Origin of the sequence: Salinisphaera sp. LB1, assembly GCF_003177035.1 — a bacterium.
Lineage (GTDB): Bacteria > Pseudomonadota > Gammaproteobacteria > Nevskiales > Salinisphaeraceae > Salinisphaera.
Genome location: NZ_CP029488.1, coordinates 275,610 through 302,118, shown reverse-complemented (window position 1 = coordinate 302,118; position 26,509 = coordinate 275,610). Strand labels below are relative to the sequence as shown.

The following is a 26,509-nucleotide window of genomic DNA, read 5'->3' as shown; positions in this document are numbered from 1 at the left end:
CTATGTTAAAGCGTCTTGTCACCGCGTCGTTGCGGCATCGCTGGGTTGTGCTCGCGCTTGCCGTCCTGTTGGTTGTCTACGGCGGCTACCGTTTCGTGGGCGCGCACTACGGCGTATTCCCGCAGTTCGCCCCGCCCCAGGTCGTGATCCAGACCGAAGCGCCGGGGCTGGCGCCCCGTCAGGTCGAACAACTCGTGACGACGCCGGTCGAGAGCGCGGTCAACGGCGTACCGGGGTTGCAGTCGCTGCGCTCAGGCTCGATTCTGGGCTTGTCGGTCATTACCGCCACCTTTGATCCAAACACCGACATCTATCGTGACCGTCAGGTGGTCGCCGAACGGCTAGCCTCGATCGCCGGACAGTTACCGGCGGCCGCGCAAGCGCCGGTGATGACGCCGCTAACCTCGGCGACAGGGACGGTGCTGGTCGTCGGGCTCAGTTCCAAGAGCCGCTCGCTCATGGCGTTGCATACCGTGGCGCAATGGACCGTACGGCGCCGGCTGTTGGCCGTGCATGGGGTGTCCAAGGTCACCGTTTTCGGTGGCCGCGTACGACAGCTGCAAATCCAGCCGAACCCGCAAAAGCTGATTCAGTACGGTTTGTCCGTGGCCGATTTGGCCTCTGCTGCCCGGCGCGCGACCGGCGTACGCGGCACGGGCTTTATCGAGACGCACAATCAACGCATCGAACTCCAGACCCGGGGCCAGTCGATCACCCCGAAAGCGCTGGCCGATGTCACGCTCACCACAAAGCATAGCGTGCCCATCACGCTGGGTGATGTCGCCACCGTCAAGGCGGCCCCGGCACCGCCGGTCGGCGCGGCGCTCATCAACGGCCAGCCCGGCGTCGAGCTCATCGTCTCGACGCAATACGGTGCCAACACGCTGCAAGTGACCCAGCGTCTGGATGCCGCCTTGAAAGGCCTGCGGCCCACCCTCAAGGCGGCCCATATCCAGATGGCACCCGATCTGTTCCGGCCGGCGGCCTTCGTGCATCGGGCGGTCGGCAATCTACAGACAGCGCTCGCTATCGGCGGTGTGCTCGTGGCCGTGGTGTTGTTCCTGTTTTTGTTCAACTGGCGTACGGCGCTTATCTCGCTGGTCGCCATCCCATTGTCGTTGTTGACCGCGACCCTGGTTCTGGAACTCCTGGGCTATACGCTCAACACCATGACGCTCGGGGGGCTGGCGATCGCCATCGGGCTGCTTGTCGATGATGCGGTGATTACCGTCGAGAATATCTATCGGCGATTGCGCGAGAACCAGGCCGAGGCGCAACCGCGAACGACGTTGCGCGTGGTCCGCGACGCCACCCTGGAAGTACGCAGCGCGGTGGTCTACGCCACGCTGGCGATCGCCATGGTGTTTATTCCGATCGTCACGCTGCCCGGCGTGTCAGGGCGTCTGTTTGGACCCTTGGCCTATGCCTATATTATAGCGACGTTGGCATCGCTCGCGGTGGCGCTAACGGTCACCCCCGCGTTGAGCTTCTGGCTGCTGGCCCATCGCCGCCTCAAATCACAGGAACCGCCGGTGACCGGCTGGCTCAAGCCCCGCTATGGCCGACTACTGGAACGGGTCGAGCGCCATTATCGCTGGGTGATCGCGACCGTCCTGCTGGCCACTGTGGCGGGTCTGGTCGCAGTCCCTTTCCTCGGCGCCCGGTTTATCCCGGAGCTCAAGGAAGGCCACTACATCGTGCATATGGTTGAGGCCGCGGGGACATCGCTGCCGCAAACGGTGGCGCTTGGGAAAACAGTGACGCGCAAACTATTGCAACTGCCTTCCGTGCGCTCGGTCGCGCAAAAAGCCGGGCGGGCACCCCAAGCCGAGGATATCCTGGGCACCAACTCGAGCGAATTCGATGTCGATCTCAAGCCACTGACCGGCGCCCAATCCGAAGCCGCGCGCCGCGCGATACAAAAAGTGCTCGCCAGCATTCCGGGCGCTAATTTTGCGGTCAAGACATTTCTGTCCGAACGGATCGAGGAGACGATTTCCGGCCAGACCGCGCCCGTGGTCATCCACGTGTTCGGCAAAGACCTCGATACGATCAACCAGAAGGCCGAAGCCATCGCCGGGATTGTGCGTCAAATACCCGGCGCCAGTGGCGTTCGTCTACAGGCCCAGCCCAATAGCCCGAAGCTCCTGGTGACCCTGATACCCGCCGCACTGAAACGCTGGGGTTTTCATCCACTCGACGTGCTGGATACGCTGCACACGGTCTACGGCGGCGATGTCGTGGGTCAAGTCTACGATGGCGACCGCATCTTCGATGTTTCGGTCATTCTCCCGCCCAAAGATCGGTCCAGCGTTGCCGATGTCGGTAGCCTGCTGATCAAGAGCGCCAGCGGCGTCGATGTGCCGCTCAAGACCGTGGCACGCGTCGCGGTGACCACTGGACGCGCCACCATCTTGCATGAGGGCGGCCGGCGCGTTGCGACCGTCACCGCGAACGTGGTCGGGGGCAATGTCGCGTCATTCGTGGCCCAGGCCAAGCAGCGGATTGCCCAGAGCATTCACTTGCCGGCCGGGAGTTACGTCGAATATGCCGGCACCGCGCAAACCCAGAGTCAATCCACGCAACAGTTGCTCGTCAGTGCCGCGATCGCCGGGGTATTTATCGTTCTGCTGCTGTCTGTGGTGCTGGCCTGGCCGCGCAATCTGCTGCTGATCCTGGTCAACCTGCCGTTCGCGCTGGTCGGTGGTGTCCTGGCCGTGTTGGCATTGATGGGGGCAACGCTGTCCATGGGCGGCATGGTGGGATTTGTGACCGTATTCGGTATCACGCTACGCAATTCCATCATGCTCATCGCCCATTATGAACACTTGGTCCGCGTCGAAGGCGTTTCTTGGTCGGCCGAAGCAGCGATGCGCGGCGCCCAAGAGCGGCTGGCCCCAATCCTGATGACTGCACTGGTGACCGCCTTGGGCCTGCTGCCGCTGGCTTTGACCAGCGAAGCGCCGGGCAATGCGATCGAAGGTCCCATGGCCATCGTCATCTTGGGCGGTTTGATAACCTCGACGTTGCTTAATCTGCTGGTGATGCCAGCGTTGGCCTTGCGATACGGGCGGTTTAGTGATCCGCAGTCCGTCAAGGCGTGAGTGTCAACGGGTCGAGCGCGATCTGAATGATATGCCAATCTGTCGCCGACACATTGGCGGAGAACACGTTGCGCTGCGTGGCCCTCGGTCGAAAAAACTATCTGTTCGCCGGTGGCGAACGGGCTGCCAGCGTTTACACGCTGATCGGCACCGCGTTACTCAATGGGGTGAATCCCGAAGCCTGGCTGAAGCTTGTGCTGGAGCGTATCGCTGATCTGCCGATCAGCCGCATTGGTGAGTTCCTGCCCTGGAGCGTCAAGGACACGCTCTCAGGCATCACCCATTGACGCCCGAACGCGCGTCAACGGGTGAGGGCAGGATGCTTACGGTGGGCCGACGTTGCGAGCCTGACAGAAATGTCATTGGAATGTCAGGTGAATGACAGGTCGGCTTGTCAGACTGGCCGCCATGTCTACGCTCGCTCGCCCCATTGTTTGGTCCCGCGCGGCTTGTCTTCTGGGCCTCGTGGCATTGCTGTGTTGTGCGCCGGCCTGGAGCGCGCCGGGGACGGTCACCGCACAGTCGCGTACGGTAACGCGTGATCTGACGGCCTATGCCGAGGTCGTGCCGATTGCACAGGCCCGGCTGCAGTCCGCGCAGACCGGGCGGATCGCCGGTTTGAACATCGATCCCGGCCAGCACGTCACCGCCGGCGCGTCGCTCGGTACACTGCAGGGCCCCGAAATCCGGGCGCTGCGGGAACAGCGTCGCACGGCCGTCGCGGCGGCCAGGGCAAAACTGGGGGCGGCCCGGCACACCCTGGCAATCACGCAGAAAAAACGCGCGGCCCACCTGAGCACCCGCCAAGACCTGTATAACGCACAGGCTGCCGTCGCGCAGGCCAAGGCACAGCTGTCCGCCGCCAAGTCGGCGTTGCAGGCCGTTAAGAAAAATGCGGTGCTGCGGGCGCCAGCAACCGGAACGGTGACGGCGGTCGCGGTCGCCAACGGCCAACGTGTCGCCACCGGGCAGACGGTGTTGACGGTCCAGCCGACCCATGGCCTGTGGCTGAAGGCCACGTATTACGGCGCGCGCGCCGCGGCCGTTCACGTCGGTATGCATGGGCAGTTCATGCCGGCCGACGGCGGCAAGCCGATCCCCGTTCGGGTGGCGCGTGTCCTCGCGGTGGCCGGTTCGGGCGGCGGCCGTCCGGTCGGTTTGCGTTCGCGCGCGAAAAACAACCGCTGGATCAGCGGCGAAGCCGGCACGGTCGTGTTGCAAGGTGCGCGGCAAACTGGGGTGATGGTGCCGACCCGGGCCCTGATCCTGTATCAGGGCCATTGGTGGGTTTTGGTCAAGACCGCGAAAGGCACGAAGCGACAACGCGTGACCCGCGGGTCCAGCCGCGGCAACGATACCTTGATATCCCACGGCTTATCCGCCGGGACGTCGGTGGTCGTGGATCACGCCTATCTGACGTTCCATCGTCATTTCTCACAGCACTATCAGAAGCCCGGCTGAATGAGTCCGCTGATGTCGTCACTCCGGCGCGTGCTCGCGCGCCCCTTGCCGTGGGTATTGTTGTTCGGCGCGCTGATCGTCTACGGCGTCTATGCCTGGCTGCATATCCCGGTCGAGGTGTTGCCCCATTTCGACTATCCGCAGATCAACATCATCACCCGCGATCCCGGCGCCACCGCGCAACAGTTGGAGGCCGAGATCACGCGGCCGATCGAAGGCCGGATCCAGGCCCTGCAGCATGTAGCGAGCGTGCGCTCGACCATGGGCCACGGGCAAGTTCAGACCACCGTGCGCTTTACCAGCAACACCAATCCCCAACAGGATCTGCAAGCCGTGAACAGCGCGATTGACCGCGCCCGCGGCAACCTGCCCGCCGCTGCGCATCCGTACGCGGAACTCATGGGCAACGCTATCAACGAAGTTGCCGACTATACGGCACAGATCCCGAACGGCGTGGCGCCGGTGGCCGTACAACGCGCCGTACGGGCGACCATCAAGCCGGCCCTGCAGGCACTATCCGGCGTCCAGCGCGTGGAAGTCTACGGGACTGGCCACGACGCGCTGTGGGTCCAGCCCGATCTCCAGGCATTGCATCATTACGGGGTCTCGGTTACAGCCCTGACCAAAGCCTTGAAACAGCACGTCCTGCTGCGCTCGGGCGGGTATATCCACGCCGGCCATCAGCACGTGCTGATCCAGGCCCGCAACCTGACGCACCACGCGTCGGCGCTGGCGAAGATACCGGTCCAGACCCGGCACGGGCCGGTGGCCCTGCACAATCTGGCACACGTCGAGCGTGCTCCAGAGCCGACCCGGAGCGCGATCAAGCTGGATGGCCGGGCGAGTATCGCACTCACTGTGTTCAAACAACCCGGGGCCTCCACCCAGCCCGTCGACCAGGCTGTAAAAGCCAAGTTGAAACAGACGCTCGGGCAACTCCCGCACGGCGTACACTGGGTGCAGATCTACAACCAGGGCTATCTGGTGGGTCTGATCGGTTCGGACCTGGGCCGCAACCTGGTGATTGGCGCCGCGCTGGCAATCGCGGTGCTGTTCTGGATCCTGGGTGCCGGGCGCGGCATCTGGGCGCTGGCGCTGAGTATCCCGCTGTCGCTGCTGCTGGGCATCGCGGGGCTCTATGCGTTCGGCGAAAGCCTGAACCTGTTGACACTGGGCGCGCTGTCAGTGGCTGTGGGTCTGTTGGCCGATGACGGGATTATCGTCCTGGAGGCGATCTATCATCGCTGGGAAGCCGGTGATGCCCACTGGGCGGGCATACGCCAGGGGCTGGCCGATATCGCCAGTCCCGATGTCAGCGGCAGCCTGACCACGGTCTCCGTGTTCGTGCCGCTGTTGTTCGTCGGCGGTCTGGCGGGCTTGTTCTTCATTCCGTTTGCGCTGGCTATGGCGCTGGCGATTGGCGCCTCGATGTTCATTTCTCTGACCGTGATTCCGCTCGGGTTGGGCTTCATAGGGGCCCGCCCACGGACGCGGCCGACCGCGGCGGCCCGTGCACTCGACCGCCTGCAAGGCCTCAACGAACGGCTGTTCGATCGGGTCACCCGCTTCCCGCGCGCGAGCCTGGCGGGCTGTGTTGCCCTGTTGCTCATCAGCGCTGCCGGCCTGGTACTGGTGTCGGTCAATTTCCTGCCGTTGCCCAACGAAGGGGACATGCTCATCGGTTTTTCCTTACCGCCGGGCACCAGCCTGCACCAGACCGAGGCCGCGGTGGACACCATTACCCAGCGTCTGCGCGCCGATCCGGCAGTGGCACATACCTATGCGCGAATCGGATCGGCGTCGACCACGGCCTATACCGAACCGGGATACGCCGGGGAAATCCAAACGGTACTCAAGCCGGGCATCGGCGTGAACAGCCTCAACCAACTCGGTCAGCGTCTGCTCAAGGAGGGCCAGATCCCCGGCGTCGAGATGGCGATCGACACGCCCACCATCGAGCGCCTCGGCGAAAGCCTGTCGGGTTTGCCGCAACCGTTTGTTCTGCGCGTGTTCGGCCACGACATCAGCAAGCTGCGCTCGCTGTCGAATAAAATCGGGGCACGACTGCGCCACGTACCGAGCCTGACTTCCATTTTCAATAACGACAGCTACCCCATCCCGCAGCTCCACCTCAAGCCCAAACCCGGCGCGATGACCGCCTATGGCCTGACTCCTAGCACCCTTTATGCCCAGATCGATCCGCTGCTGACCGGCGACACGGTCGCTCAGATTCCCGACGGCAATGTGCCGTTGGACCTCTACGTTCGTCTGGCCCAGGCCCCCGATCTGTCGTTGGCAGGGATGCGGCAGTTGCCGATCCATACCCACAAGGGCTGGACACAGCTCGGCCAGCTCGCCCAACTCAAGCTAGTCAATGCGCCCAACCAACTGCGCCATGTCGACGGCGCCCGGGCGCTGGATATTCTCGCCACGCCGACCGGGTCGCTCGGCAGCGCGGTCTCGGGCGCCAAAAAAGCGATCCAAGGCCTGCATCTACCGCCGGGTTATCGCATCGGCTTCGGCGGACTGTATCCCAAACTTATGCACGCGGCGATCGGTATCGGCATCGCAGCGATCGCCGCATTCGTGCTCATGGTAGGTATTCTGATCATCCAGTTCGACGGGCTGCTGGCGCCCGGATTGCTGTTACTGCAAATCCCACTGGCATTCACAGGCGGCGTACTGGCGCTGGTGCTCAGCGGCGTCGGCCTGAACGCGACCGGGCTGGTGGCGTTTCTGGCCCTGCTCGGTTTGAGCCTGAATCACGGCATCGTCTTGCTGTTTCGAGTGCGACGGAACGAAGCGGCCGGGCAGCCGGTGGCGGAGGCCGTGCGTGAAGCGGTGCGGGTGCGTTTTCGGCCGATCGTGCTGACGACGCTGACCGCCGTGCTCGGCATGTTGCCAACCGCACTCGGCTGGGGGCAGGGCGCCGCACCCGAGCAAGGCCTGGCCATCGTGATTCTCGGCGGCATGATCTGGAGCGCGCTGCTGACGACCAATCTCATTCCGGCGCTGTATCTGTCTCGACGGCAAAAGCAGGCGGACTGAAGCAGGGATGTCCGGGGCACGGCAAAATGACTTTCGTTCGCCGGGGGTGAGGCCGTTCACCCCGACCTGCCGGGTCCAATCTATTGAAACGACCATGAGGCCGGTGTTTTTGTTGACCGGTGTAGCCGTCAGATAGCGCCGTAGACAGACGCGTCGAGGCGTTGCCGTGCCGATAGGCTTCGGGGTGGCGTAAACCGCCGAAATCACAGGGACCGCATGTCGCATATCACGTCGATGATCAGCCAGTACGGACCGTGGGCTGTGTTCGTGATCGTGCTGGTCGAGGATTTCGGCATTCTGCTCGCGCCCGGCGAAACCGCGCTGGTCTCGGCGGCGTTGCTGGCCTCGCAGGGCAAACTGTCGATCGTCGGGTTGCTGGTCGCGGCCTGGGCCGGCGCGGTTCTGGGCGACAATATCGGATATGCGGTCGGTCGCTTCGGTGGCCGACGGCTCGTGCTACGGCATGGCGCGCGGGTCGGGATCACCGAGCAACGGTTGGCGCGTGTCGAGCGTTTCTTTGCGCGTTACGGGCGGGTGATCGTGGTATTCGCGCGATTCGTGTTCGGCCTGCGGCAGCTCAATGGCGTTGTCGCGGGCGTGGGCTCGATGGCGGCGCCGATGTTCACCCTCTATAACGCCATCGGCGCCGCGTTATGGGTTGGCGTCTGGGGCTTCGGCGTGTACTGGTTCGGCAAGCAGTTTCGGCATTTCATCGATGCCGCGGGGCCGATCGACCTCTATGTCGTGGCCGGGGTTGGGGTCCTCGGGGCTGCGGGCTATCTGTATTGGCGCTTTAAGCGTCCCGCGAGTCGAAGTTAGGGGCGTTCACACCCAACGACATGCCGAATCGGGTCGTGTGGGCTGTCGATGCAGGCCGCTTGTGCAGGCGTTGCCCGGGGCCGAGGGTACTCGTGCTCTTTAAAACGGCCGGCCATCGGCTGCAACCAACCGGGTTCTCGTTTGTTGTCACAATCCTATCCAGGGGGATAGGATATTGGCATGAGCAAGCACGAATCCCATCCGCAGATCATCAATCGCCTGAAGCGCGCCCAGGGCCATCTGGGCCGTGTGGTCAAAATGCTCGAGGAAGAGCAGGGCTGTCTGGAGATCGCCCAGCAATTGAGCGCCGTGGAGAACGCGATCACGAATGCCAAGCGCACGCTGGTACACGATCATGTCGATCATTGCTTCGACATCGATCTGTTCGAAAAGGACCGCGAGCAGGCACGTGTGCTCATGGACGAATTCAAGTCGATCACGAAATATCTATGAGCAAGCCCTCGATCAAGGCCGTACGGGATTGGCTCGGCTTCGGCGCGAGCGATGACGGGGCCCATCACCATCACGAACACGGGCATCATGCGCATGACGGCGCCGGCCATGGTCACATGCACGGCGTGGTCGATCCGAGCCTGGCCGCGACCGAGCGCGGGATCTGGGCGATCAAGTGGTCGTTCGTCATTCTGGCCGTGACAGCGCTGGGTCAGTTGGTGATCGCACTGTGGTCCGGCAGTGTGGCGCTATTGGCCGACACCATTCACAACGTCGGCGATGCGGCCACCGCGATTCCGTTGTGGGTCGCCTTCCGCCTGGCGCGCTGGCCGACCACGCGGCGCTTCAGCTACGGCTATGGCCGGGTCGAGGACCTGGCCGGTGTCGTGGTAGTGCTGATTATTCTGTTCAGCGCGCTGGTCGCCGGGTACGAGGCCGTCAACCGTTTTGTGCACCCGCAGCCGATCGCGCAGCTCGGCTGGGTGGCGCTGGCCGGCCTGCTTGGCTTTGCCGGCAACGAGATCGTGGCGGTGTTCCGTATTCGCGTGGGGCGGCAGATGAACAGCGCGGCCCTGATTGCCGACGGCTATCACGCGCGTACCGACGGGCTGACCAGCCTGGCGGTCGTGGTCGGGGCCTTGGGTGTATGGCTGGGTTTCCCGCTGGCCGATCCCGTCATCGGCCTGCTGATCACGATCGCCATCTTCGGCATCGTCTGGCAATCCGCGCGTGCCGTGTTCACACGTTTGCTGGACGGCGTCGAGCCGCAGCTGATCGACGAAATCCACCATGCGGCCGAGCATGTCGAAGAGGTACAGGGCGTGACGGATGTACGCGCGCGCTGGCTGGGCCACGAACTGGCAGTCGAGCTGACGATCCGGCTCGATGGCGCGCTGCCGGTGGCCGAGACGGATCGCATTGTGGAGGCGGTGCGGCGCGCGCTGGCCGATCATCTGCCGACCCTGCATTCGACGCGCATCGAAATCGGCTCGTGAGTATTGGCGCTGCGGATCTGGCACGCCGCGTTTGTTGACTTGGGAATAGACCGTGATGAATACAGCGAGCACGCATCGTAACCGCTTGAGTGCACGCCAGTTCGTGATCGCCTTCGGCCTGGTCAGCATGCTCGCGGACATGGTCTACGAAGGTGCGCGCAGCGTGACCGGGCCGTATCTGGCCACGTTCGGTGCCTCGGCGATGACGGTGGGCCTGATCACCGGGCTGGGCGAGGCGGTCGCGCTGGTGTTGCGGCTGGCCAGCGGCCCGCTATCGGATCGTACGCAGCGCTACTGGACGCTCTCGATCGCCGGTTATGCCATCACGCTCGTCGCGGTGCCGGTGCTCGCGATCGCGTCCACGCTCGCCCAGGCCGGCGCACTGGTCGTCGGCGAGCGGTTCGGCAAGGCCGTGCGTACGCCGGCGCGCGATACCATGCTGGCGGCCGCGAGCCATGCCTCGTTCGGCCGCGGCCTGGCGTTTGCCGTGCATGAAGCCATGGACCAGTCGGGCGCGTTCATCGGGCCGCTGCTGGTGGCCGGGATGATCGTATTGTCGGGGTATCGCGCGGGCTTTGCCGTTCTCGCCGTGCCGGGGGTGCTCGCACTGCTCACGCTGATCTGGCTGCGCCGCCGTGTGCCGACCCCCGTGGATTACGATGCCGGCCAAAACGCCAGCGCGTCGCCCGCCCCGGCGGCGAATGCGAGCGGTCTGTCGCGTGCGTTCTGGCTGTATACCGCCTTCACGGCGGTGGCGATGCTGGGTTTTTCGACCTTCGCCGTGCTTGCCTATCACGACCAGGTCGATGGGGTGATCGCACCGGCGCTGATTCCGGTGACCTATGCCATTGCCATGGCCGCCGCGGCGCTGGCTGCCCTGGGCTCCGGCTGGCTTTACGATCGCGTGGGTCTGCGTGCACTGATGGTTGCGCTGCCCCTGGCCGGCCTGGTGCCGATCTTCGCATTCACCGACTCCGCCCCGGCCATATGGATCGGGGCGGCGCTCTGGGGCGCGGCCATGGGCATCCACGAATCGACCTTGCGCGCCGCGGTGGCCGATCTGGCGCCGAGCGCGCGGCGGGGCACGGCCTATGGCCTGTTCACGGCGGCCTACGGTATTGCGTGGCTCGGCGGCTCGACCATCATCGGCGCGCTCTACGGCCTGTCGTGGGTGGCGGTAATCGCGTTCGTCGTCGCCACCCAGCTGGCCGCATTCGGACTGTTGCTGATGTTATTGCGCGATCGGTAAGGGTGATCTGGTGCTTTTTTCGGTCGACCTCGGATTGACTGGCGTTAGCCATCGAGGCGCGCGCTGAGGTTATGCCAGTCGTGCATCTCGCTGGTCAGCAGAGTGCTCACATACCGTGCTTGATGCCGCGCTTGATAAGCCACCAGTTCGCCGGATATGCCGTGGCGAAGCCGATGATCATCGCGATCTGCATCATGAACCAGAAAACGGGTGAGGTGACTTCCGGCTCGTGCGGTAAGAGCACCAGAAACGATAGCGCGATAAAGCCGAACATGCCGATCTCGAACGATACCAGCGACAGCGTATCAGCCTTGATGGCATTGATGAACGCCTTGAACGGGTTGGACTCGCCCATGCTCATCATCGGCAGCATCTGGAACGCGATGCCGAATAGATAAGCGGCCACGAACTCGCCCGCAAAATGACCGAGCAACAGCGAGCCGGCCACGGTTAAACCAACGATCGACACGATGGGTGCCGCGATTGAATCGCCGAGCACGCAACCGCCCGCACAGTGGGTGACGCCGACGAGCACACTCTGCGGAAACGGTTTATGCGTATGGCCACCCGCGTCGGCGTCGGGCCGCCCGAGTTTCTTGTAGACCCACCAGCCGAACACCGGCGTGAACAAGCCGTTGACCGGCCATGTCACGTTCATGATCTGCATGGGCTGCGGATGACGAATGACGTCGCGCAGTATTGCCAGCCCCGTCGCCACGCCTAATAGGACGACGATCCAAGCGACGATTTCAAGGACTCCCATAGCTTTCTCCTTGGTTGAGAATCGGCCGGCGCCGCTGCCGATCATTGACAGCGCCTCGACCGAAGCGTAGATTTTCGAACACATCCTAACCCACCCCTAGTGGGGTGGCGCAATCAGTGGAGACCCTGATGACTAAGCTGAAGATCGACGGCATGAGCTGCCAGCATTGTGTGAAAAGTGTCGATGCGGCGCTTTCCGAAGTGCCCGGGGTCGACCGGGTGGTCGCCGTGCGTCTAGACGAAGGCGAAGCCGAGGTCGAAGGTTCGGCCGACGTGAACGCGTTGATTGCGGCGGTCGAGGAAGAAGGCTACGACGCCCGCGCTGCATAATGGCTGAGCTCAATCCAGAGAATACGCAACTGGCTCTGGACCCGGCTGTGCGTGAAGATGCGCGCAGCCGGCTTCGGTCCATCCGGGGACACGTTGAGGGCATCCTGCGCATGCTCGAACGCGACGATGTGTATTGCGTCGATGCGCTCAAGCAGATCAAGGCCGTGAACGGCGCGTTGGCCAAGACGGGCGACATGATTCTGCGTTGCCACCTGAAACATCACGTGGTGACCGCCCATGAACGCGGCGATGACGACGCGATCGTGGCCGAGCTCATGGATATTCTGAAATACCGCTGATGCGGAGGAGGCCGATATGAGCCAGGATAGTATCCGGGTCATCGATTTCGGCATCGACGGCATGATGTGCGGCGCCTGCGTGGCCCGTGTCGAAAAGAAACTGAACAAGGTCGAGGGCGTCGAGGACGCGTCCGTCAATCTTGCAACCGAGCGGGCTAAAGTTTCGCTCGATACCCGCGTCAACGATGTGTCGGCGCTGTTCGATTCGGTCGCCTCGGCCGGCTACGAGGCCCATACCGAAACGCTCGAATTCAAGGTCGATGGCATGACCTGCGGCGCCTGCGTGTCGCGCGTCGAGAAAAAACTGAGCAAGCTCGAAGGCGTGCTCGAGGCCACCGTCAACCTGACGACCGAACGGGCCCATGTGGCGTATGTGCCAGGGCTCGTGGACCCGGCGCGATTGTTTGAGACCGTCGAAAAAGCCGGCTACACCGCGGTCGCGCTCGACGATGAGGCCGCAGCGGATGACGACTCGCCCAGCGAAGCCGATCGGCTCAAGAAAGCACTGTCCCTGGCCGCCGCGTTCACCATCCCGCTGTTCGTGATCGCCATGCTGCATAGCGTACCGGCGGTCGCCGGCGCCATGGACCGGTTGTTGCCGCCGCGCATCTGGACCGTCATCGAACTGGTACTGGTGCTGCCGGTTCAGTTCTACGCCGGCTGGCGTTTCTATACACTCGGCTGGCGCGAAATGAAGCATCTCGCCCCGGGTATGAACAGCCTGGTGATGCTTGGCTCGAATGCGGCGTTCTTTTATTCGTTGGTGGCCTTGGTCATACCCCAGGTTTTCCCCAGCGGAACCGCGCATACCTATTTCGATGCCGCCGGCATGATCGTCACGCTTATCCTGCTGGGTCGCTATCTCGAAGCGGTGGCCAAGGGTCGGACCTCGCAGGCGGTCCAGGGCCTGATGCAGCTGCAGTCCAAGACCGCGCGCGTCAAACGCGACGGCGAATGGACCGAGATCGATCTCGACCAGGTCGCCAAGGGCGATATTGTGTCCGTGCGGCCCGGCGAACGCATCCCGGTCGATGGCACGGTACGCTCAGGCGAGAGCTACATCGACGAGTCCATGATCTCCGGCGAGCCGGTGCCGGTCGCCAAGCAGGCGGACGCCGAGGTCGTGGGCGGCACCGTGAACCAGAACGGGACGCTCGAACTCGAGGCGACCAGCGTCGGCGGCGATACCGTGCTGGCGCAGATCATCCGCATGGTCGAGGAAGCCCAGGCCGAGAAGCCGGCGATCCAGGCGATGGCGGACAAGATCGCCGGCGTGTTCGTGCCCATCGTGATGGCAGTCTCGGCCGCGACGTTCGTGGGCTGGCTTATTCTCGGCCCGTCGCCCGCCCTGGCCCTGGCGTTCGTCGCCGCGGTGTCGGTGTTGTTGATTGCTTGCCCCTGCGCCATGGGCCTGGCCACGCCGACCGCGATCATGGTGGGCACCGGCAAGGGCGCTTCAATGGGCGTGCTGTTCCGTCGTGGTACCGCGCTGGAGCAGTTGGCGAGTATCGATACCGTCGTGCTGGACAAGACCGGCACCTTGACGGAAGGCGCCCCGGCGCTCACCGAGCTGGAAACCACGAACGGGTTCGAACGCGCCGACGTGCTCGCCAAAGTCGCCGCCGTCGAAGCGACCAGCGAACACCCGGTCGCGACGGCGATCGTCAAGGCGGCCCGCGATGGGGGCATCTCGTTGCCCGAGGCTCGTCAGTTCCAGGCGCATACCGGCTATGGTGTGGAGGCCTCGGTCGATGGCCACCTCGTTCAGATCGGTGCGGCGCGCTATATGGACAGCCTGGGCATCGACACGTCCTCGCTGGCCGAGCAAGCGGATGAGCTGGCCCGAGCGGCCAAGACGCCGCTGTTCGCGGCCATCGATGGGCAGTTGGCCGCTTTGATCGCGGTCGCCGATCCGGCGCGCGCCGAGGCCAGGTCCATGGTCGAAGCGCTGCACGCCATGGATCTGTCGGTCGCCATGCTGACCGGCGACAACGAAGCAACAGCCCGGGCCATTGCCGATGAGCTCGGCATCGACAACGTCTTGGCCGGCGTCATGCCGGATGGCAAATCCGACGAGATCAAGCGGCTCCAGGGCGAAAACCAGTCGGTCGCGTTCGTCGGCGACGGCATCAACGATGCCCCGGCGCTCACCCAGGCCGATGTCGGCATTGCCGTCGGCAGCGGCACGGATATCGCCATCGAGTCCGGCGACGTCGTGCTGATGCGGGCGGATCTGTCGGGTGTGGTCAACGCGATCGCCCTGTCGCGGCGCACTATGCGCACGATCCGGATGAACTTCGGCTGGGCCTACGGCTACAACGTGCTGCTGATCCCGCTGGCGGCCGGCGCCCTGTTCCCATTCACGGGGTGGTTGCTCAACCCCATGATCGCGGCGGGCGCCATGAGTGTTTCGAGCATCTTCGTGCTCACGAATTCGCTCCGGCTCAAGCGTTTTGAGGCCGCATTGAAGCCAAGCCCAGAAGCGCGACCCGAGGCTGCCAAGACTGAAACGCCCGTCGACGCAGCACAATACAATCAAGCGGCTTGATCAGTTTCCCAGGGCTTTGCCCCGGGAAACGTGTTCATGCGAGCCCGGCTCGGGAGACCTGGTGTGACGTTTGTCGGCCCCGAGTCTCTGGCCGGGCTGCTTTCATGCCCAATCGACCGATCTATTGCATGTTGGGCCGACCTCGCCAAATGCGTTTCAAGACATCATCTCGGCGAACGAAATGATGGTATAGCGAGCCGGCGATGTGGACGCCAAGTGCGAGCAAGACGATCCACCAGCCTGTGAACGCATGTAGCGCGCCGAGCGTTGCACCGGCTTGCTCGCCGAGCGTGATGAAAGCCGGAATCGAGAACAGGCCGAAAAACGGGATCGGTTGGCCGTGAGACGCCACCATCAGTATCCCGAAAATTGGCTGGGCGATAACGATGGCATAAATCACGAGATGGACGAAGCGTGCCAACAGACGCTGCCAAGCAGGATCGGCTCGCAGTGACGGCTTGGGCTGCGTTAGCCGCCAAGCCAAAAGAACCAAGCCAAACAGCAGGATCAGAACACCAATGGAATTGTGAAGCATCATCACCGTCTCATGAAGACTGGCGGCCTGATGTTCATGATGATGATCGCCGCCATGCTCCGGCGCGACCCAGGTAAACACAAAGACAAGCGAGAACTGCGTGAGGATCAGCAGTGCCAGCAGCCAGTGCAGAGACCGGCTGACGACTCCGTAATGCGTGTTTGAGTCTCTCATGGTTTATCTCATATGTAGGGATTGCTGCGGTCGGGCCGATGGCGGCCGGTGCCGCCATCAGCGAGTTGCCTCAGGCTCGTTTTTCGACTGGTTGGGGCCAGCGATAAACGACCATGAAAGTTAAAAATATCAAAGCGTAAAGCACCGCATTGCCGAGCATGTTGCCGGTCATGCCAGTCTGACCCAACGCGCTATATGGGCCGCCAAAACCTTCGGCGGTCGACCAGATAACCAGGGAGTAGACGAATCCGGCAGGCATGAGTACACGTAGAAAGCGCCCCGTGATCAAAGCCCAGGCCAGGATGCCCTCCAGCAAGGCGGCCAGTACAGCGAAAAAGACCGGATTCACCAAGGTTATGAAGTCAATCCAGGCTTGGGTATAAGCCGCCAGCCAAGCCGGCTCACCTTGTTGGGATGCCGTCAGATAACCCACGAGATGAGTGAGATAGTAGGGGTGCCATTTGAACAGCGCATCCCAAGCCCACAAACCTCCAAATAATAGTCGCATCGCATAGATCGCAAGCCGTGCATGCTCGTCCGTTGCGGTGTGACCGGCTGTCGCGGGTTGGGTAAGACGCCAACAGGCAAAGGTGATGATAAGCATGATCAGGTAGGGTGGAGCTATTCCCGGATCGGTTTGCCCGGCCGCCGTATTGAAGCCGCCGGTATGTGAGATGCCCACCCACATGACGAGCAGATAGGCCACGCCAAGCCAGAGCGCGATGCGCATGCCGCGCCCGGAGAGCAAGGCGACCGCAAGAATTAGATCGAGTAGCAGAACCCCGTTGCCGATCACTCGTACCGGCCACGCCCCAAAGGGCACGCCGATGAACTGCGCTATGGCGTGTTTGTTCGCACTGGCCGACGCAGTCCAGCTGTTGAAGAGCCAGATCAGCCCGAAAGAAATACGTAGAGCGTGGAAAGCGAGTTCCTGCGGCGCTGTGATGTTTGCCGGAATATCGCGCGGTGGCCGGAGATCAAAGTCCAGCCAGCGATAAACTGTTTGAGTTACTTTTGACATGGTAAAACCTTGATTTTCAGCTTGGTGTAACGCAAATCTGATGCGGAGCTATAAGTGATTGCTGCACTAACCAGTCGATCCTCGGCTGCAATCAGTCGTCAAGCTGACATTCGAGCCGCGCTCGACCCATGACGTTTCGATTGCATGCCGTGCTTTGGTTCCGATCTTGACCCGATACCTAACGTGATGTCCGTGCGCATTGATTGAGGCCGTGATATGGGCACCGTACATGAACGCGCTGCGGCTCATAGCGGTCGCAGCGTATGAGCAGGACGAGGAAATAGCGGCGAAAAAGCGGGCTCGGGACAGCGATGCGGCACTGTCGTCCCCCATGACCTGCACCATGCGGCGCTTGGGCACGAAGGCTTGTACGGCCCCCGAAATCGCGAAGCCGAGAATCAGCGCCCACAGAATTTTCCAGAACATGCCGGCGATCGTATAGAGCGTGTCGTCGAGCAGTAAAATGATATCCATAATAATGTGCTTGAAAACGAGGGCGACCGATTAGTACCAGGCGCTCAGCCCGACCACGAACGCGGTCGAGGAACTGCGCTGACCTTCGGCCTCGGTGATACGCCGGGTATCGCCGTATGTCTTGTTCCAGCGCACGCCGATATAGGGTACGAACTCGCGCCGGACCTGGTATTTCAGCCGCAGGCCCAGTTGGGTGTTCTGCAGGCCGCCGCCCAAGCCGTAACGGGCATCGCGAGCCCCGATATTGATTTCCACGCGCGGGGCCAGACGCAAGCGCTGCGTAATCAACGGCTCGTACTGAAACTCGCCCCGGAAGCTGGGCACGCCGTCCTGACTGACGTAGAACGAAAGTTCGGTATCAAGATACAGCGGGGTCAATCCCTGCAGCTTGAGCATGCCGAACGCACGATCCTTTCCGGGATACAGGTCGTAGCGCGCGCCGATCAGCGCGTTCCAGAATGGCGTGATCGCGCGTCCGTAGTCGGCCTCGAACGACGTCGAATCGGGCGAGCCACCGGCGGTCGCGCCTTCGCCCTCGGTTTTCCACCAGAAGCGATTGATATCGCCGCCAACCCAGCCACTGCCCTCCCATTGATAACTGTCGGGCGCGTTGCCGGTGCCGTACTCCAGGCGATTGATAGCGCTGTATTGATGGATCGCGTCGTCGTGGATCGGTGGATTCCAGCTTGCTGGTGCGCCGCTCGATGCATTTTCGGCGCCGTGGGGCACAACGCTGTTCGGATTCGCTTTGCCGGGCGGCTCGGCGGCCAGAGCGAGAGAGCCAGCGCTGGTCAGCGCGAGTGCCAAAGCGGTCATTGTCCCTTGCATAAACTTAGGCATGAGTCATCTCCGAGGCCGGAGCCACGCGCACGACGCGAAACATGCCGGCCTCCATGTGGTATAGCAGATGGCAATGAAAGGCCCAGCGGCCGGGTTCATTTGCCGTCACCAGTAGCGATACGCGCGACCCTGGCAGGACGCTGATCGTATGCTTGTATGGCCGATGTTCGCCCTGATGGTTTTCCAGCTCCATGAACATGCCGTGGAGATGGATCGGATGCTCCATCATGGTGTCGTTGACCAGGATCAACCGGATGCGGTCGCGGTAAGGGAACTCAATCGGTTTGGCCTGCGAATACTCGCGGCCGTCGAACGACCACATGTAACGATCCATGTTGCCGGTAAGATGGACCTCGATCGTCTTCGACGGCTCGCGCGTATCCGGCGGCACCACGATGTTGCGCAGCTGACTGTAGGTCAGCACGCGATGTGCGACGTCGGCCAGCCCGGTCGGGCGGTCGGCCAGCCGGTACCGTTCGGCCTCGGCGACGTTGACGTTGCCGACGCCGTGAGTGCTGGGGCCGTGCTGGGCGATGACCGGGCCGGAATTATCCATGCCCATATCAGCCATTGCCGGGCTCGAGCCACCCGCAGCTTTGCCTGAGTCGGACATGCCGCGGGCGCTGCCGTGAGCGCCGTGCATGTCGCCCATAGCAGGCTCGGCGCCCATCACCGTCGTGGTTTTCTCGCCGCCGGCTGAAGACGAATGGCCGCCAGCCATTGCCATGCTCTGGTCGGACATATTCTTGTCCATGGCCATGTTCTTCATGGGCATGCCCATATCGACCATGGTGCGGGTCGGCGGCGGGCGCAGCGCCGGCACAGCCGCGGTCATTCCAGGACGCGGCGCGAGCGTGCCGCGGGTATAGCCCGAGCGGTCCATCGATTCGGCCATGATCGTATAGGCGGTGTCGGCATGCGGTTTTACAATGACGTCATAGGTTTCGGCCACGGCAATCTGAAACTCGTCGGTGTCGACCGGATCGATTTTCTGGCCGTCGGCGGCGACGACAGTCATCGGCAGACCGGGGATACGGAAATTGAAGTAGGTCATCGACGAGGCGTTGATCACCCGCAGTTTGATGCGCTCGCCGGCCGTGAACAGGCCGGTCCAGTTCGCCGCCGGGTGCTGGCCGTTCATCAGGTAGGTATAGGTATGCCCGGTGACATCGGCGATATCACGCGGGCTCATGCGCATCTTGTTCCAGGCCAGTCGGGTCTTGAGTGTCTCGGTTAGGCCCTGTCTTTCCACTTCGTCGATAAGATCGATCAGCGTGCGTTGGTGGAAGTTGTAGTAGTCGCTGGACTCTTTGAGCTTGGCAAACAGACGCGCCGGGTTCTCGAAGGTCCAGTCCGTGAGTACAACGACATACTCGCGATCCGCCGGGTTGGCCTCGGGTTCGGCCGGATGGATCACGATGGGCCCGAGCTGGCCAATTTGCTCCTGAAAACCGGCATGACTGTGGTACCAGTACGTACCTGACTGGCGCACCGGAAAATAGGCTTCGAACGTATCGCCTGCCGCCACGCCGGGGAATGACACCCCGGGCACGCCATCGAGTTCGAACGGCAGCAGGAGGCCGTGCCAGTGAAGCGACGTTATCGAACTACTCAGATGATTGTGCACGCGCAGTCGCGCATTGTGGCCTTGCCAGAGTTCCAGCAGCGGCCCCGGTACACCGTGGTCAACGGTGTTTGCCGTAGCTTGGCCACCCGCAATCTCAATGCGTTCCGATCGGATATGGAAGTCACGCGTGACCGAGCGTGGCATGCCGCCCTTGACACGTGCGGCCTGGCCGGCAGTACGCACGGCTGCGGCGCGGGATACACCCGGCAAGAACATGTCGAGGCCGGCCAGCATGCCGCCGGCGGCCATGGCCTGTAGGAGGCGCCGGCGCTCGGAATTGAGTGTGCGATCGTTCATGCGTGATCCTTTTCGCTATGCTGGGCTGCTTGCGGATCATGGCAATCGGTAGCGGCCGGGTGGCTATGGCGGTACATATTTATGGCGTGCCCACGGTTTTCTTCATCGCCCCGGGCTTGGGTGATAAATTTTTGATCGATGGCGTCTGTCATATCGGGAATGGCCTTACAAAAATTGGAATAGACGGGGTCCCGCTTTACGAGACATGTTCTGCTTGAATGAGGTGGACAGCCCGTGGCCGGGGCTTTTCTCGATCGGTGGCTTGTTCTGATCCGTGTTTTTATTTCTTTCACACCCTTCTCCGTATTCACATTCAAAAAGACGGCCTCGGGTACCCGGTCAGGGGGTAGCAGGGCGGGGTACCCGAAGGCCGAATAGCGGCGATACCGTTGATTTGGCCTCGCCGCTGGCACCCCGGTAGCAGGGGGACTACCGAGATGACCGGGCGCCAGCGCCGGAGATCGATATGTCGTTACAGCCCGGCGGACCAGCGATATACCGTGAGGTAAAACAGGCCTGAGTGATCAACCCGATGCCGAAACGCTACTGGCGGCACCTGCAAAGAGGCAGGATCAGGCCAGGGACCCGCGGCCGAGTGCGATCGCAGCTGAGAGGGGACGCGGCGGTCCGATTGGTTCGGATGATGCCGCCGTCAATAGGCTGCTGAGCCAAGGAAGAACAAAGTGTCATGGAGATCGCCTTTCGCATGGCGACTCGCAATTGCTATTCGCCATGGCCTTAAGGCCAGACGATCCCGAAAACCGGTATGGACAACCGATTCGTGGCAGCAACAATCACGAGGCACCTGGGTTAACTGGATTGCGACATCACAGACGTCGCTGAGCGTCAGTTAAATGGCGAAAGACGGGGGGCGATAGGGGAGTCGGACGAAGCCAAGCTGCGCTCGCGACATCGTCGTCGCGAGCGGATAGGTCGGTCTCGGGTTGGGTGCGACGGACGCAAGCGCATTGCTTGCCAAAGCGCTGGGCGAACAGCTGCCGATCGTGGCACAACAGCCCATCTCATGCCGAGGCGGCTGGTCCGGTTGCGAGGCGCGGCCATGCGCTGTAATCGAGGCAGGTTGCGGCGACTCGCCTGACGGGCTATGTAGACACGATATCCCGTGGACGCCGGCCTGAGCGACCAGTGCCTGCATGACTAAAAGGGTTATCGCGATTAAGCGCAACATCGGCGAAGAATAGCTTAAGCCGGGCTGGAAAGACAATATCCAGTCCATACCCGAGATGGTGGCTCGGGCTGCGGGCATGCGTTAGGCGTTCCGATGAGTCCGGGACCTACCTCGTGCCGGTCCCGCGGCGGCGGCCGGGTTTTGCCGGCCGGCTGCCGCGGAACAGAGGATGGTTAAACTTGAGTAGTGCGATAGCGCTTCGCATCGCTCGAAGCCGAGCGTCGGCGTCGTTTCCATTCTTTGGTTATGAATGGTTTCTTGTTGCTTGACTTTATATGCGATGAGTGAGCACGGATCCATCTGCAGATCAACTGACTCGAGCGGGCTCATGAACATTTACGTCCTGTCATCACAGTGCTGGAGCAGGAACGCGGTTTCTGGCTGGTCGGGTCCGGGTGTCAAAGGTTCGTTCGGCTCAGTCGTAGCGCATTGCTGATTACCGACACCGACGAGAAACTCATGGCTGCTGCCGCGAGCATCGGCGACAGCAAGGTGCCGATCAGTGGATATAGGACGCCGGCGGCGACCGGCACGCCGGCGCCATTGTAGATAAATGCAAAGAACAGATTCTGTCGAATATTGCGCATGCTCTGTTCGGACAACCGGCGCGCCTTGGCGATGCCGCGCAGGTCGCCTTTTACCAGCGTGATGCGGGCGGACTCCATGGCCACGTCGGTGCCGGTGCCCATGGCGATGCCCACGTCGGCTTTGGCCAGCGCCGGCGCATCGTTCACGCCGTCGCCGGCCATGGCCACCTTGCGTCCTTCGCTCTGGAGTTTTTCCACCAGCGCATGCTTGTCTTCCGGCAAGGCGCCGGCATGGACCTCATCAATGTTCAATCGTTCAGCCACCGCCTGGGCGGTCTTTTCGTTGTCGCCGGTGAGCATGATGAGGCGCAAGCCTGCATCATGCAGAATGCGCACGGCCTCGTGGGTGGATTCCTTGATCGGGTCGGCGACGGCGACCGCGCCTATGAGAGCGCCGTCCACGGCAGCCAGCATCACGGTTTCACCCCGGGCACGGCGCTTGTCGACGACATCGGACAGCGCCGCGGCGTCGATACCGTTGTCCTCCATCAAGCGGGCGTTGCCGATGAACACCGCGTGTCCGTCCACGGTGCCGCGGACCCCTTTACCAGTGATGGAATCGAAATCTGTGACACGCCCCGGCTTGATGCCGCGCTCGGCTGCGCCGGCCACGATCGAGCGGGCCAGTGGATGTTCGCTGGCGTTTTCCAGCGAGGCGACCCATTGCAGTACGTCGGATTCCTGAAAGCCTGACGTGGTTTCTATCGCCACCAGCTTCGGTTTGCCTTCGGTGAGCGTGCCGGTCTTGTCGACCAGCAGCACGTCGACCTGCTCCATCAATTCCAGGGCTTCGGCATCGCGGATCAATACGCCTTCGCGGGCGCCGCGGCCCACGCCGACCATGACGGACATGGGCGTGGCCAGGCCGAGCGCGCAAGGACAAGCGATAATCAGCACGGAGATCGCTGCCACCAACGCATAAGCCAGCGCCGGCGCGGGGCCGATCAACGCCCAGACCACAAAGGCAATGATGGCAGCGACCACGACAGCCGGCACGAAGAGGCCGGCGACCTTGTCTGCTAGGCCCTGGATCGGCGCGCGCGAGCGTTGCGCCCGGGCGACCATGTCCACGATACGCGCCAGCACTGTATTCTCGCCGACGCGGGCCGCGCGCATCACGAAACTACCGGTCTGATTGACAGTTCCACCCGTGACCGTATCGCCAACGCCCTTCTCCTGTGGGAGGGGCTCGCCGGTGATCATGGATTCGTCCAGCGTCGAGTGGCCCTCGATGATTTCGCCGTCCACCGGGACTTTTTCCCCGGGCCGCACGCGCAGTCGGTCGTCGGCTTGTAGCGCGTCCACGGAAACTTCCTCTTCGTCGTCGCCACGACCGATCCGGCGGGCTGTGGGTGGCGCCAGGTCCAGTAAGGATTTCAATGCTTTTGACGTCTGCCCACGAGCGCGCGTCTCCAGGACCTGTCCGAGAAGTATCAGCGTAATAATCACCGCTGCCGCCTCGAAATACAGCGGAGCGTGGCCGCCGGCGCTCTTGAAGGCCGCCGGCAAAAGATCGGGGAGAAGGAGGTCAAAGACGGAAAAGCCGTAGGCGGCCCCGACGCCAAGTGCAATGAGCGTCCACATGTTCGGACTGACATTGACGACGGATTTCCAGCCGCGCTGGAAGGCGAAGCCACCGCACCAGAGCACGACCGGTGTAGCCAGCGCGAACTGGATCCAGCCGAAGGCGGCCCCCAGGAAATCGCGAATGCCCAGGCCCGGCACCATCTCGCCCATGGCCAGCAGCAGCACCGTGGCCGAGAGCGGCACGCTCAACCAGAAGCGTCGGCTCATGGCCTTGAACTCGCCGTCGTCTGTATCACTGGCAACGGTCATGGGTTCCAGGGTCATCCCGCATTTGGGACAATCGCCGGGCGTGTCCTGGATAATCTCGGGGTGCATGGGGCAGGTGTACTGCGTGCGGCGTTTGGGTGGGGTCGTGGCCTCCAACGTCATGCCACATTTGGGGCACTCACCGGGCTGGCCCTGCTTGACCTCCGGATGCATGGGACAGATGTAGAGCGCCGTTGGGCGAGATGGCGCCGGCTGTCGCAGCGGATCGGATCGATTCCGGACTTGAAGGCTGGTCATCCCATGTGTCCTCGGCATGCTATGGATGCAGGTTGATCAAGGCGATCGCGACTCACATGCACGACCAGGCCGTGACGTCCAATGACGATGATTTTGTCGCCATTGTGTAATGAATCGTCGTCCGAAGTGGCTTTCCACAATTCGTTGTGGATTTGCACCATCAGGAACCCGCCGTCACATTGGGTGACCTGGCCATGACGGTTTAGGAGCGATTCCGGCCCGGCCATGACGGGCCGCTGCATGCCGCGAAGCATGATCCAATACAGCCACGCCGACACGGCCAATGCGGTCAGATAAAGCGGTATGGCCCAGACCAGCGGAAGTAGCCAGAACACCGGCAAGGCGAGCAATGGCAGAAACAGGATGATGTGACACATGGGTCATCACCGGCGGCGCTGGGGCGATATCAAAGCCATCGCGATGGGCGCGTTTCAATCGGACAAATGCTTTTTCTTGTCCTGGAATTCCTCCTCGCCTATTTCCCCGCGCGCGTAGCGCTCCTTGAGAATATCGAGCGCCTTGTCGGGCTTGGGGCCCGTGTCCGAGTGACTCTGATGACTGGCCATTCCCGTCAGCCACCGGACACTGAATGCCACCAATATGATCACGGCGCCGAAGAAGACAAGCATCATCAGTCCACCGAAAAACATTCCGCTCCAGCCTCCATTCCACATCATGCCGTGGCCATAGTAGTAACCATCCCCAGTCTGAGCCCAGGCCGGTGTAACCACGCTCGTAGCAACCGCCAGCGCGGTCGCCTGCAGTTTCTTGATCCCGGTCATGGTTCCGCCCCAAAAGCTTCCTGGTTGATATGGATTGATTGAATCATGGCTACGAGGAGGCGATCTTGATCTGCGTCAAGGAAGGATCGCGGCTATTGGTGTGCCGATCTGTCGTGGCGTGGGGCACGTCGTCGTGCCTTCGGGAGATGTCGAGAAAAAGCTCTGTTGTGTTGATGTGGATCAATACGCGAGTCGCCTCGGATATTGAGAATGATCACAGGCATTTAAGCTTGTAAACGATTTTTTTCAAGCAAGAATCGTCGGCACTCTTTGCGATATCGGGCGACCGGCCGGTTCGAGTCGGTAGGAATCAGGTTCTCCAAGCGCTTAACCATGAAAAAAACCAGCCATTACAACGTACGATGGCAGCCGCCGCGCTTGCCCTGACGGTGGTCGCTCTGCCCAGCATCGCGTTTGCCCATCAGAGACCACAAGATCAGCTACCGACTGGCGTAGCGCCCGGCGAGTTACGTCATGCTCAAGTAAATCCGGTGGTCAAAGTCCTGAACGCCATCCGCGTGTGGCGCGCGCCGGGGCCAGCCGGTAGGTGGCTGGCCGCCCGGCGATGCTACCGCGGGGCTCGCTGGCCCGGCGCGGTGGCAGGGAGGAATTGCTGATGCTCGATGGCGTGATGCTGCTCTGGTTTGTCCTGACCGCGCTATCGGTGCTGTACGTAGGTCTCGATATCCGTTCGACGCCGGAGTCTCCGGTGCTCAAATGGGGATTTGTTCTGCTGACCGCCTATACCGGGCCAATTGGAGCCTTCCTATATGTGCTCGGTTGCCGTGAGCCGCTGCCGGGTCTGCACGAGCGTTATACCGCGGCGCGTTGGCGTCAGGTCCTCGGATCGACCATGCATTGTGTCGCCGGCGACGGCATCGGCATTCTGGCTGGAGCCGTCATTGCCGCGTCGGTCGAGTTGTCCGGGTATGGCGATGTCGCACTGGAGTACGTGCTGGGCTTTGCGTTCGGCTGGAGCATCTTCCAGTCGCTGTTCATGCGCGGCATGGCCGGTGGCTCGTACACGCGTGCCCTTGCCGGCACGTTCTTTTCCGAACTGCTTTCCATGAACTGCCTCATGGCCGGCATGGTGCCGGTGATGACAGTGGCAATGGCCCATGTACCCGGCGGCCGGGACCCGTCCCACCCGGCATTCTGGTTCGTGATGTCGATGGCCTTATTGATCGGCTTCGTGACCGCCTATCCGATGAACTGGTGGCTGGTCGCCCGCCACCTCAAGCATGGGATGATGACCGTGCGCGCATCCGTTGAGCGCGCCGATGGGGCCTCTGCACACGCCTCCGGAACAGGGCACCATCACATGTCTGGGGATCGTCTCGATCATGACAACGTGTCTGCGCCCCATCCCGACGGAAGATCGGTGACGACCGCCGCGCTTGCCGGAATGACCGTTCTTTCCGTCGGCATATTCGCTCTAGGGTTGGTTCTCGCCATGTTTCTTGGCGGTCTGTAACCTGCGTTCATCGCGCGTCGAGACGCCCGGTCAGGTGGAACGGCGCGTTACCGACCTCTGGACGATGGGCATGGCCCAGACTGGCTGGGCCGGTTCGCCAGATTTCCGATGTCGCCTTGCTTTCGGAGATCTCACAGAAATCTGGCCAGCCTCGATCCAAGCGTCGATTGATCCTGGCCAAGACCGATCTCAGGTGCCATCGCAGACTGTGGTAAGGCTCTCTACTTCGGGTAGCGAACCAAACGTCTCAGTCTCTTGGAGAACAAGATGGGAAGCCTGCTCTGGTTCATTATCTTCGCCGGTCTCTTCCACGTGATGATGCGCTACGACTGCAGTGCGCACGAATGTAG

At 62.3% G+C, this 26,509-nt stretch carries 19 protein-coding genes and 2 pseudogenes; 12 read left to right on the top strand and 9 right to left on the bottom strand.

What is annotated here, in order from left to right; translation table 11 throughout:
• Nucleotides 1-2 precede the first annotated feature (2 nt).
• The 8 genes and pseudogenes from SALB1_RS01310 to SALB1_RS01275 all read left to right on the top strand — a co-directional run bounded on the left by SALB1_RS01310 (nt 3) and on the right by SALB1_RS01275 (nt 11,129).
• A complete protein-coding gene (locus tag SALB1_RS01310) occupies nt 3-3,104 on the top strand; it encodes an efflux RND transporter permease subunit (RefSeq protein WP_109992211.1) in 3,102 nt (1,033 codons plus the stop codon).
• A 47-nt stretch (nt 3,105-3,151) separates the two neighbouring features.
• A pseudogene (locus SALB1_RS01305) lies at nt 3,152-3,391 on the top strand (transposase domain-containing protein); the annotation flags it as partial.
• 121 nt (nt 3,392-3,512) lie between these two features.
• Nucleotides 3,513-4,565, top strand: coding sequence for an efflux RND transporter periplasmic adaptor subunit (locus tag SALB1_RS01300; RefSeq protein WP_158590569.1), 1,053 nt, complete (start codon nt 3,513-3,515; stop codon nt 4,563-4,565).
• Nucleotides 4,566-7,613, top strand: a complete 3,048-nt coding sequence (locus tag SALB1_RS01295; protein ID WP_199678644.1) for an efflux RND transporter permease subunit — start codon at nt 4,566-4,568, stop codon at nt 7,611-7,613.
• A 216-nt stretch (nt 7,614-7,829) separates the two neighbouring features.
• Nucleotides 7,830-8,432 (top strand): DedA family protein, encoded by a 603-nt coding sequence (locus SALB1_RS01290; protein ID WP_199678642.1) that lies wholly within the window; start codon nt 7,830-7,832, stop codon nt 8,430-8,432.
• A gap of 180 nt (nt 8,433-8,612) precedes the next feature.
• Nucleotides 8,613-8,885, top strand: coding sequence for a metal-sensing transcriptional repressor (locus SALB1_RS01285; RefSeq protein ID WP_109992208.1), 273 nt, complete (start codon nt 8,613-8,615; stop codon nt 8,883-8,885).
• A pseudogene (locus tag SALB1_RS01280) lies at nt 8,882-9,868 on the top strand (cation diffusion facilitator family transporter); the annotation flags it as partial. The gene SALB1_RS01285 and the pseudogene SALB1_RS01280, both read left to right, overlap by 4 nt.
• A 67-nt stretch (nt 9,869-9,935) precedes the next feature.
• A complete protein-coding gene (locus SALB1_RS01275; RefSeq protein ID WP_109992206.1) occupies nt 9,936-11,129 on the top strand; it encodes an MFS transporter in 1,194 nt (397 codons plus the stop codon).
• Between the two features lie 106 nt (nt 11,130-11,235).
• Here SALB1_RS01275 and SALB1_RS01270 read toward each other — a convergent pair whose 3' ends face one another.
• Nucleotides 11,236-11,892 (bottom strand): DUF4396 domain-containing protein, encoded by a 657-nt coding sequence (locus tag SALB1_RS01270; RefSeq protein ID WP_109995215.1) that lies wholly within the window; start codon nt 11,890-11,892, stop codon nt 11,236-11,238.
• 128 nt (nt 11,893-12,020) lie between these two features.
• Here SALB1_RS01270 and SALB1_RS01265 point away from each other — a divergent pair, with 128 nt between their 5' ends.
• The 3 genes from SALB1_RS01265 to SALB1_RS01255 are packed head-to-tail and all read left to right on the top strand — an operon-like array spanning nt 12,021 to nt 15,068.
• Entirely contained in the window at nt 12,021-12,221 is a 201-nt protein-coding gene (locus SALB1_RS01265; protein ID WP_109995214.1) for a heavy-metal-associated domain-containing protein, read from the top strand.
• Nucleotides 12,221-12,520: a metal-sensitive transcriptional regulator gene (locus tag SALB1_RS01260; protein WP_109992205.1), complete on the top strand. Its 300-nt coding sequence runs from the start codon at nt 12,221-12,223 to the stop codon at nt 12,518-12,520. The genes SALB1_RS01265 and SALB1_RS01260 overlap by 1 nt, the downstream gene beginning before the upstream one ends.
• A 16-nt stretch (nt 12,521-12,536) precedes the next feature.
• Nucleotides 12,537-15,068: a heavy metal translocating P-type ATPase gene (locus SALB1_RS01255; protein WP_109992204.1), complete on the top strand. Its 2,532-nt coding sequence runs from the start codon at nt 12,537-12,539 to the stop codon at nt 15,066-15,068.
• Between the two features lie 121 nt (nt 15,069-15,189).
• Here SALB1_RS01255 and SALB1_RS01250 read toward each other — a convergent pair whose 3' ends face one another.
• The 8 genes from SALB1_RS01250 to SALB1_RS01210 form a co-directional block, all read right to left on the bottom strand.
• Nucleotides 15,190-15,777 (bottom strand): cytochrome b, encoded by a 588-nt coding sequence (locus SALB1_RS01250; protein WP_109992203.1) that lies wholly within the window; start codon nt 15,775-15,777, stop codon nt 15,190-15,192.
• Between the two features lie 70 nt (nt 15,778-15,847).
• Nucleotides 15,848-16,798 carry a hypothetical protein gene (locus tag SALB1_RS01245; protein WP_109992202.1) on the bottom strand — a complete coding sequence of 317 codons (951 nt, stop codon included), beginning with the start codon at nt 16,796-16,798 and terminating at the stop codon, nt 15,848-15,850.
• Nucleotides 16,799-16,864: 66 nt separating this feature from the next.
• The gene (locus SALB1_RS01240; protein WP_109992201.1) at nt 16,865-17,272 is read right to left on the bottom strand and encodes a permease; all 408 of its coding nucleotides are present in this window, start codon (nt 17,270-17,272) and stop codon (nt 16,865-16,867) included.
• A gap of 30 nt (nt 17,273-17,302) precedes the next feature.
• Nucleotides 17,303-18,088, bottom strand: a complete 786-nt coding sequence (locus SALB1_RS01235; protein ID WP_255414468.1) for a copper resistance protein B — start codon at nt 18,086-18,088, stop codon at nt 17,303-17,305.
• 16 nt (nt 18,089-18,104) lie between these two features.
• Nucleotides 18,105-20,036 carry a copper resistance system multicopper oxidase gene (locus SALB1_RS01230; protein WP_109992199.1) on the bottom strand — a complete coding sequence of 644 codons (1,932 nt, stop codon included), beginning with the start codon at nt 20,034-20,036 and terminating at the stop codon, nt 18,105-18,107.
• 1,587 nt (nt 20,037-21,623) lie between these two features.
• A complete protein-coding gene (locus SALB1_RS01220; protein WP_222843037.1) occupies nt 21,624-23,819 on the bottom strand; it encodes a copper-translocating P-type ATPase in 2,196 nt (731 codons plus the stop codon).
• An 80-nt stretch (nt 23,820-23,899) separates the two neighbouring features.
• Entirely contained in the window at nt 23,900-24,280 is a 381-nt protein-coding gene (locus SALB1_RS01215; protein WP_109992196.1) for an NfeD family protein, read from the bottom strand.
• Nucleotides 24,281-24,334: 54 nt separating this feature from the next.
• On the bottom strand, nt 24,335-24,685 hold the full coding sequence (locus SALB1_RS01210) for an SHOCT domain-containing protein (RefSeq protein WP_109992195.1): 351 nt from the start codon (nt 24,683-24,685) through the stop codon (nt 24,335-24,337).
• Nucleotides 24,686-25,301: 616 nt separating this feature from the next.
• Here SALB1_RS01210 and SALB1_RS01205 point away from each other — a divergent pair.
• Nucleotides 25,302-26,159, top strand: coding sequence for a DUF4396 domain-containing protein (locus SALB1_RS01205; protein WP_109992194.1), 858 nt, complete (start codon nt 25,302-25,304; stop codon nt 26,157-26,159).
• Nucleotides 26,160-26,509: the final 350 nt, after the last annotated feature.

Bases quoted from the DNA above. Each gene is read 5' to 3' on its own strand.
- SALB1_RS01310 (WP_109992211.1), top strand. From the start codon at position 3: ATGTTAAAGCGTCTTGTCACCGCGTCGTTGCGGCATCGCTGGGTTGTG.
- SALB1_RS01300 (WP_158590569.1), top strand. From the start codon at position 3,513: ATGTCTACGCTCGCTCGCCCCATTGTTTGGTCCCGCGCGGCTTGTCTT.
- SALB1_RS01295 (WP_199678644.1), top strand. From the start codon at position 4,566: ATGAGTCCGCTGATGTCGTCACTCCGGCGCGTGCTCGCGCGCCCCTTG.
- SALB1_RS01290 (WP_199678642.1), top strand. From the start codon at position 7,830: ATGTCGCATATCACGTCGATGATCAGCCAGTACGGACCGTGGGCTGTG.
- SALB1_RS01285 (WP_109992208.1), top strand. From the start codon at position 8,613: ATGAGCAAGCACGAATCCCATCCGCAGATCATCAATCGCCTGAAGCGC.
- SALB1_RS01275 (WP_109992206.1), top strand. From the start codon at position 9,936: ATGAATACAGCGAGCACGCATCGTAACCGCTTGAGTGCACGCCAGTTC.
- SALB1_RS01270 (WP_109995215.1), bottom strand. From the start codon at position 11,892: ATGGGAGTCCTTGAAATCGTCGCTTGGATCGTCGTCCTATTAGGCGTG.
- SALB1_RS01265 (WP_109995214.1), top strand. From the start codon at position 12,021: ATGACTAAGCTGAAGATCGACGGCATGAGCTGCCAGCATTGTGTGAAA.
- SALB1_RS01260 (WP_109992205.1), top strand. From the start codon at position 12,221: ATGGCTGAGCTCAATCCAGAGAATACGCAACTGGCTCTGGACCCGGCT.
- SALB1_RS01255 (WP_109992204.1), top strand. From the start codon at position 12,537: ATGAGCCAGGATAGTATCCGGGTCATCGATTTCGGCATCGACGGCATG.
- SALB1_RS01250 (WP_109992203.1), bottom strand. From the start codon at position 15,777: ATGAGAGACTCAAACACGCATTACGGAGTCGTCAGCCGGTCTCTGCAC.
- SALB1_RS01245 (WP_109992202.1), bottom strand. From the start codon at position 16,798: ATGTCAAAAGTAACTCAAACAGTTTATCGCTGGCTGGACTTTGATCTC.
- SALB1_RS01240 (WP_109992201.1), bottom strand. From the start codon at position 17,272: ATGGATATCATTTTACTGCTCGACGACACGCTCTATACGATCGCCGGC.
- SALB1_RS01235 (WP_255414468.1), bottom strand. From the start codon at position 18,088: ATGACCGCTTTGGCACTCGCGCTGACCAGCGCTGGCTCTCTCGCTCTG.
- SALB1_RS01230 (WP_109992199.1), bottom strand. From the start codon at position 20,036: ATGAACGATCGCACACTCAATTCCGAGCGCCGGCGCCTCCTACAGGCC.
- SALB1_RS01220 (WP_222843037.1), bottom strand. From the start codon at position 23,819: ATGCATCCGGAGGTCAAGCAGGGCCAGCCCGGTGAGTGCCCCAAATGT.
- SALB1_RS01215 (WP_109992196.1), bottom strand. From the start codon at position 24,280: ATGTGTCACATCATCCTGTTTCTGCCATTGCTCGCCTTGCCGGTGTTC.
- SALB1_RS01210 (WP_109992195.1), bottom strand. From the start codon at position 24,685: ATGACCGGGATCAAGAAACTGCAGGCGACCGCGCTGGCGGTTGCTACG.
- SALB1_RS01205 (WP_109992194.1), top strand. From the start codon at position 25,302: ATGCTCGATGGCGTGATGCTGCTCTGGTTTGTCCTGACCGCGCTATCG.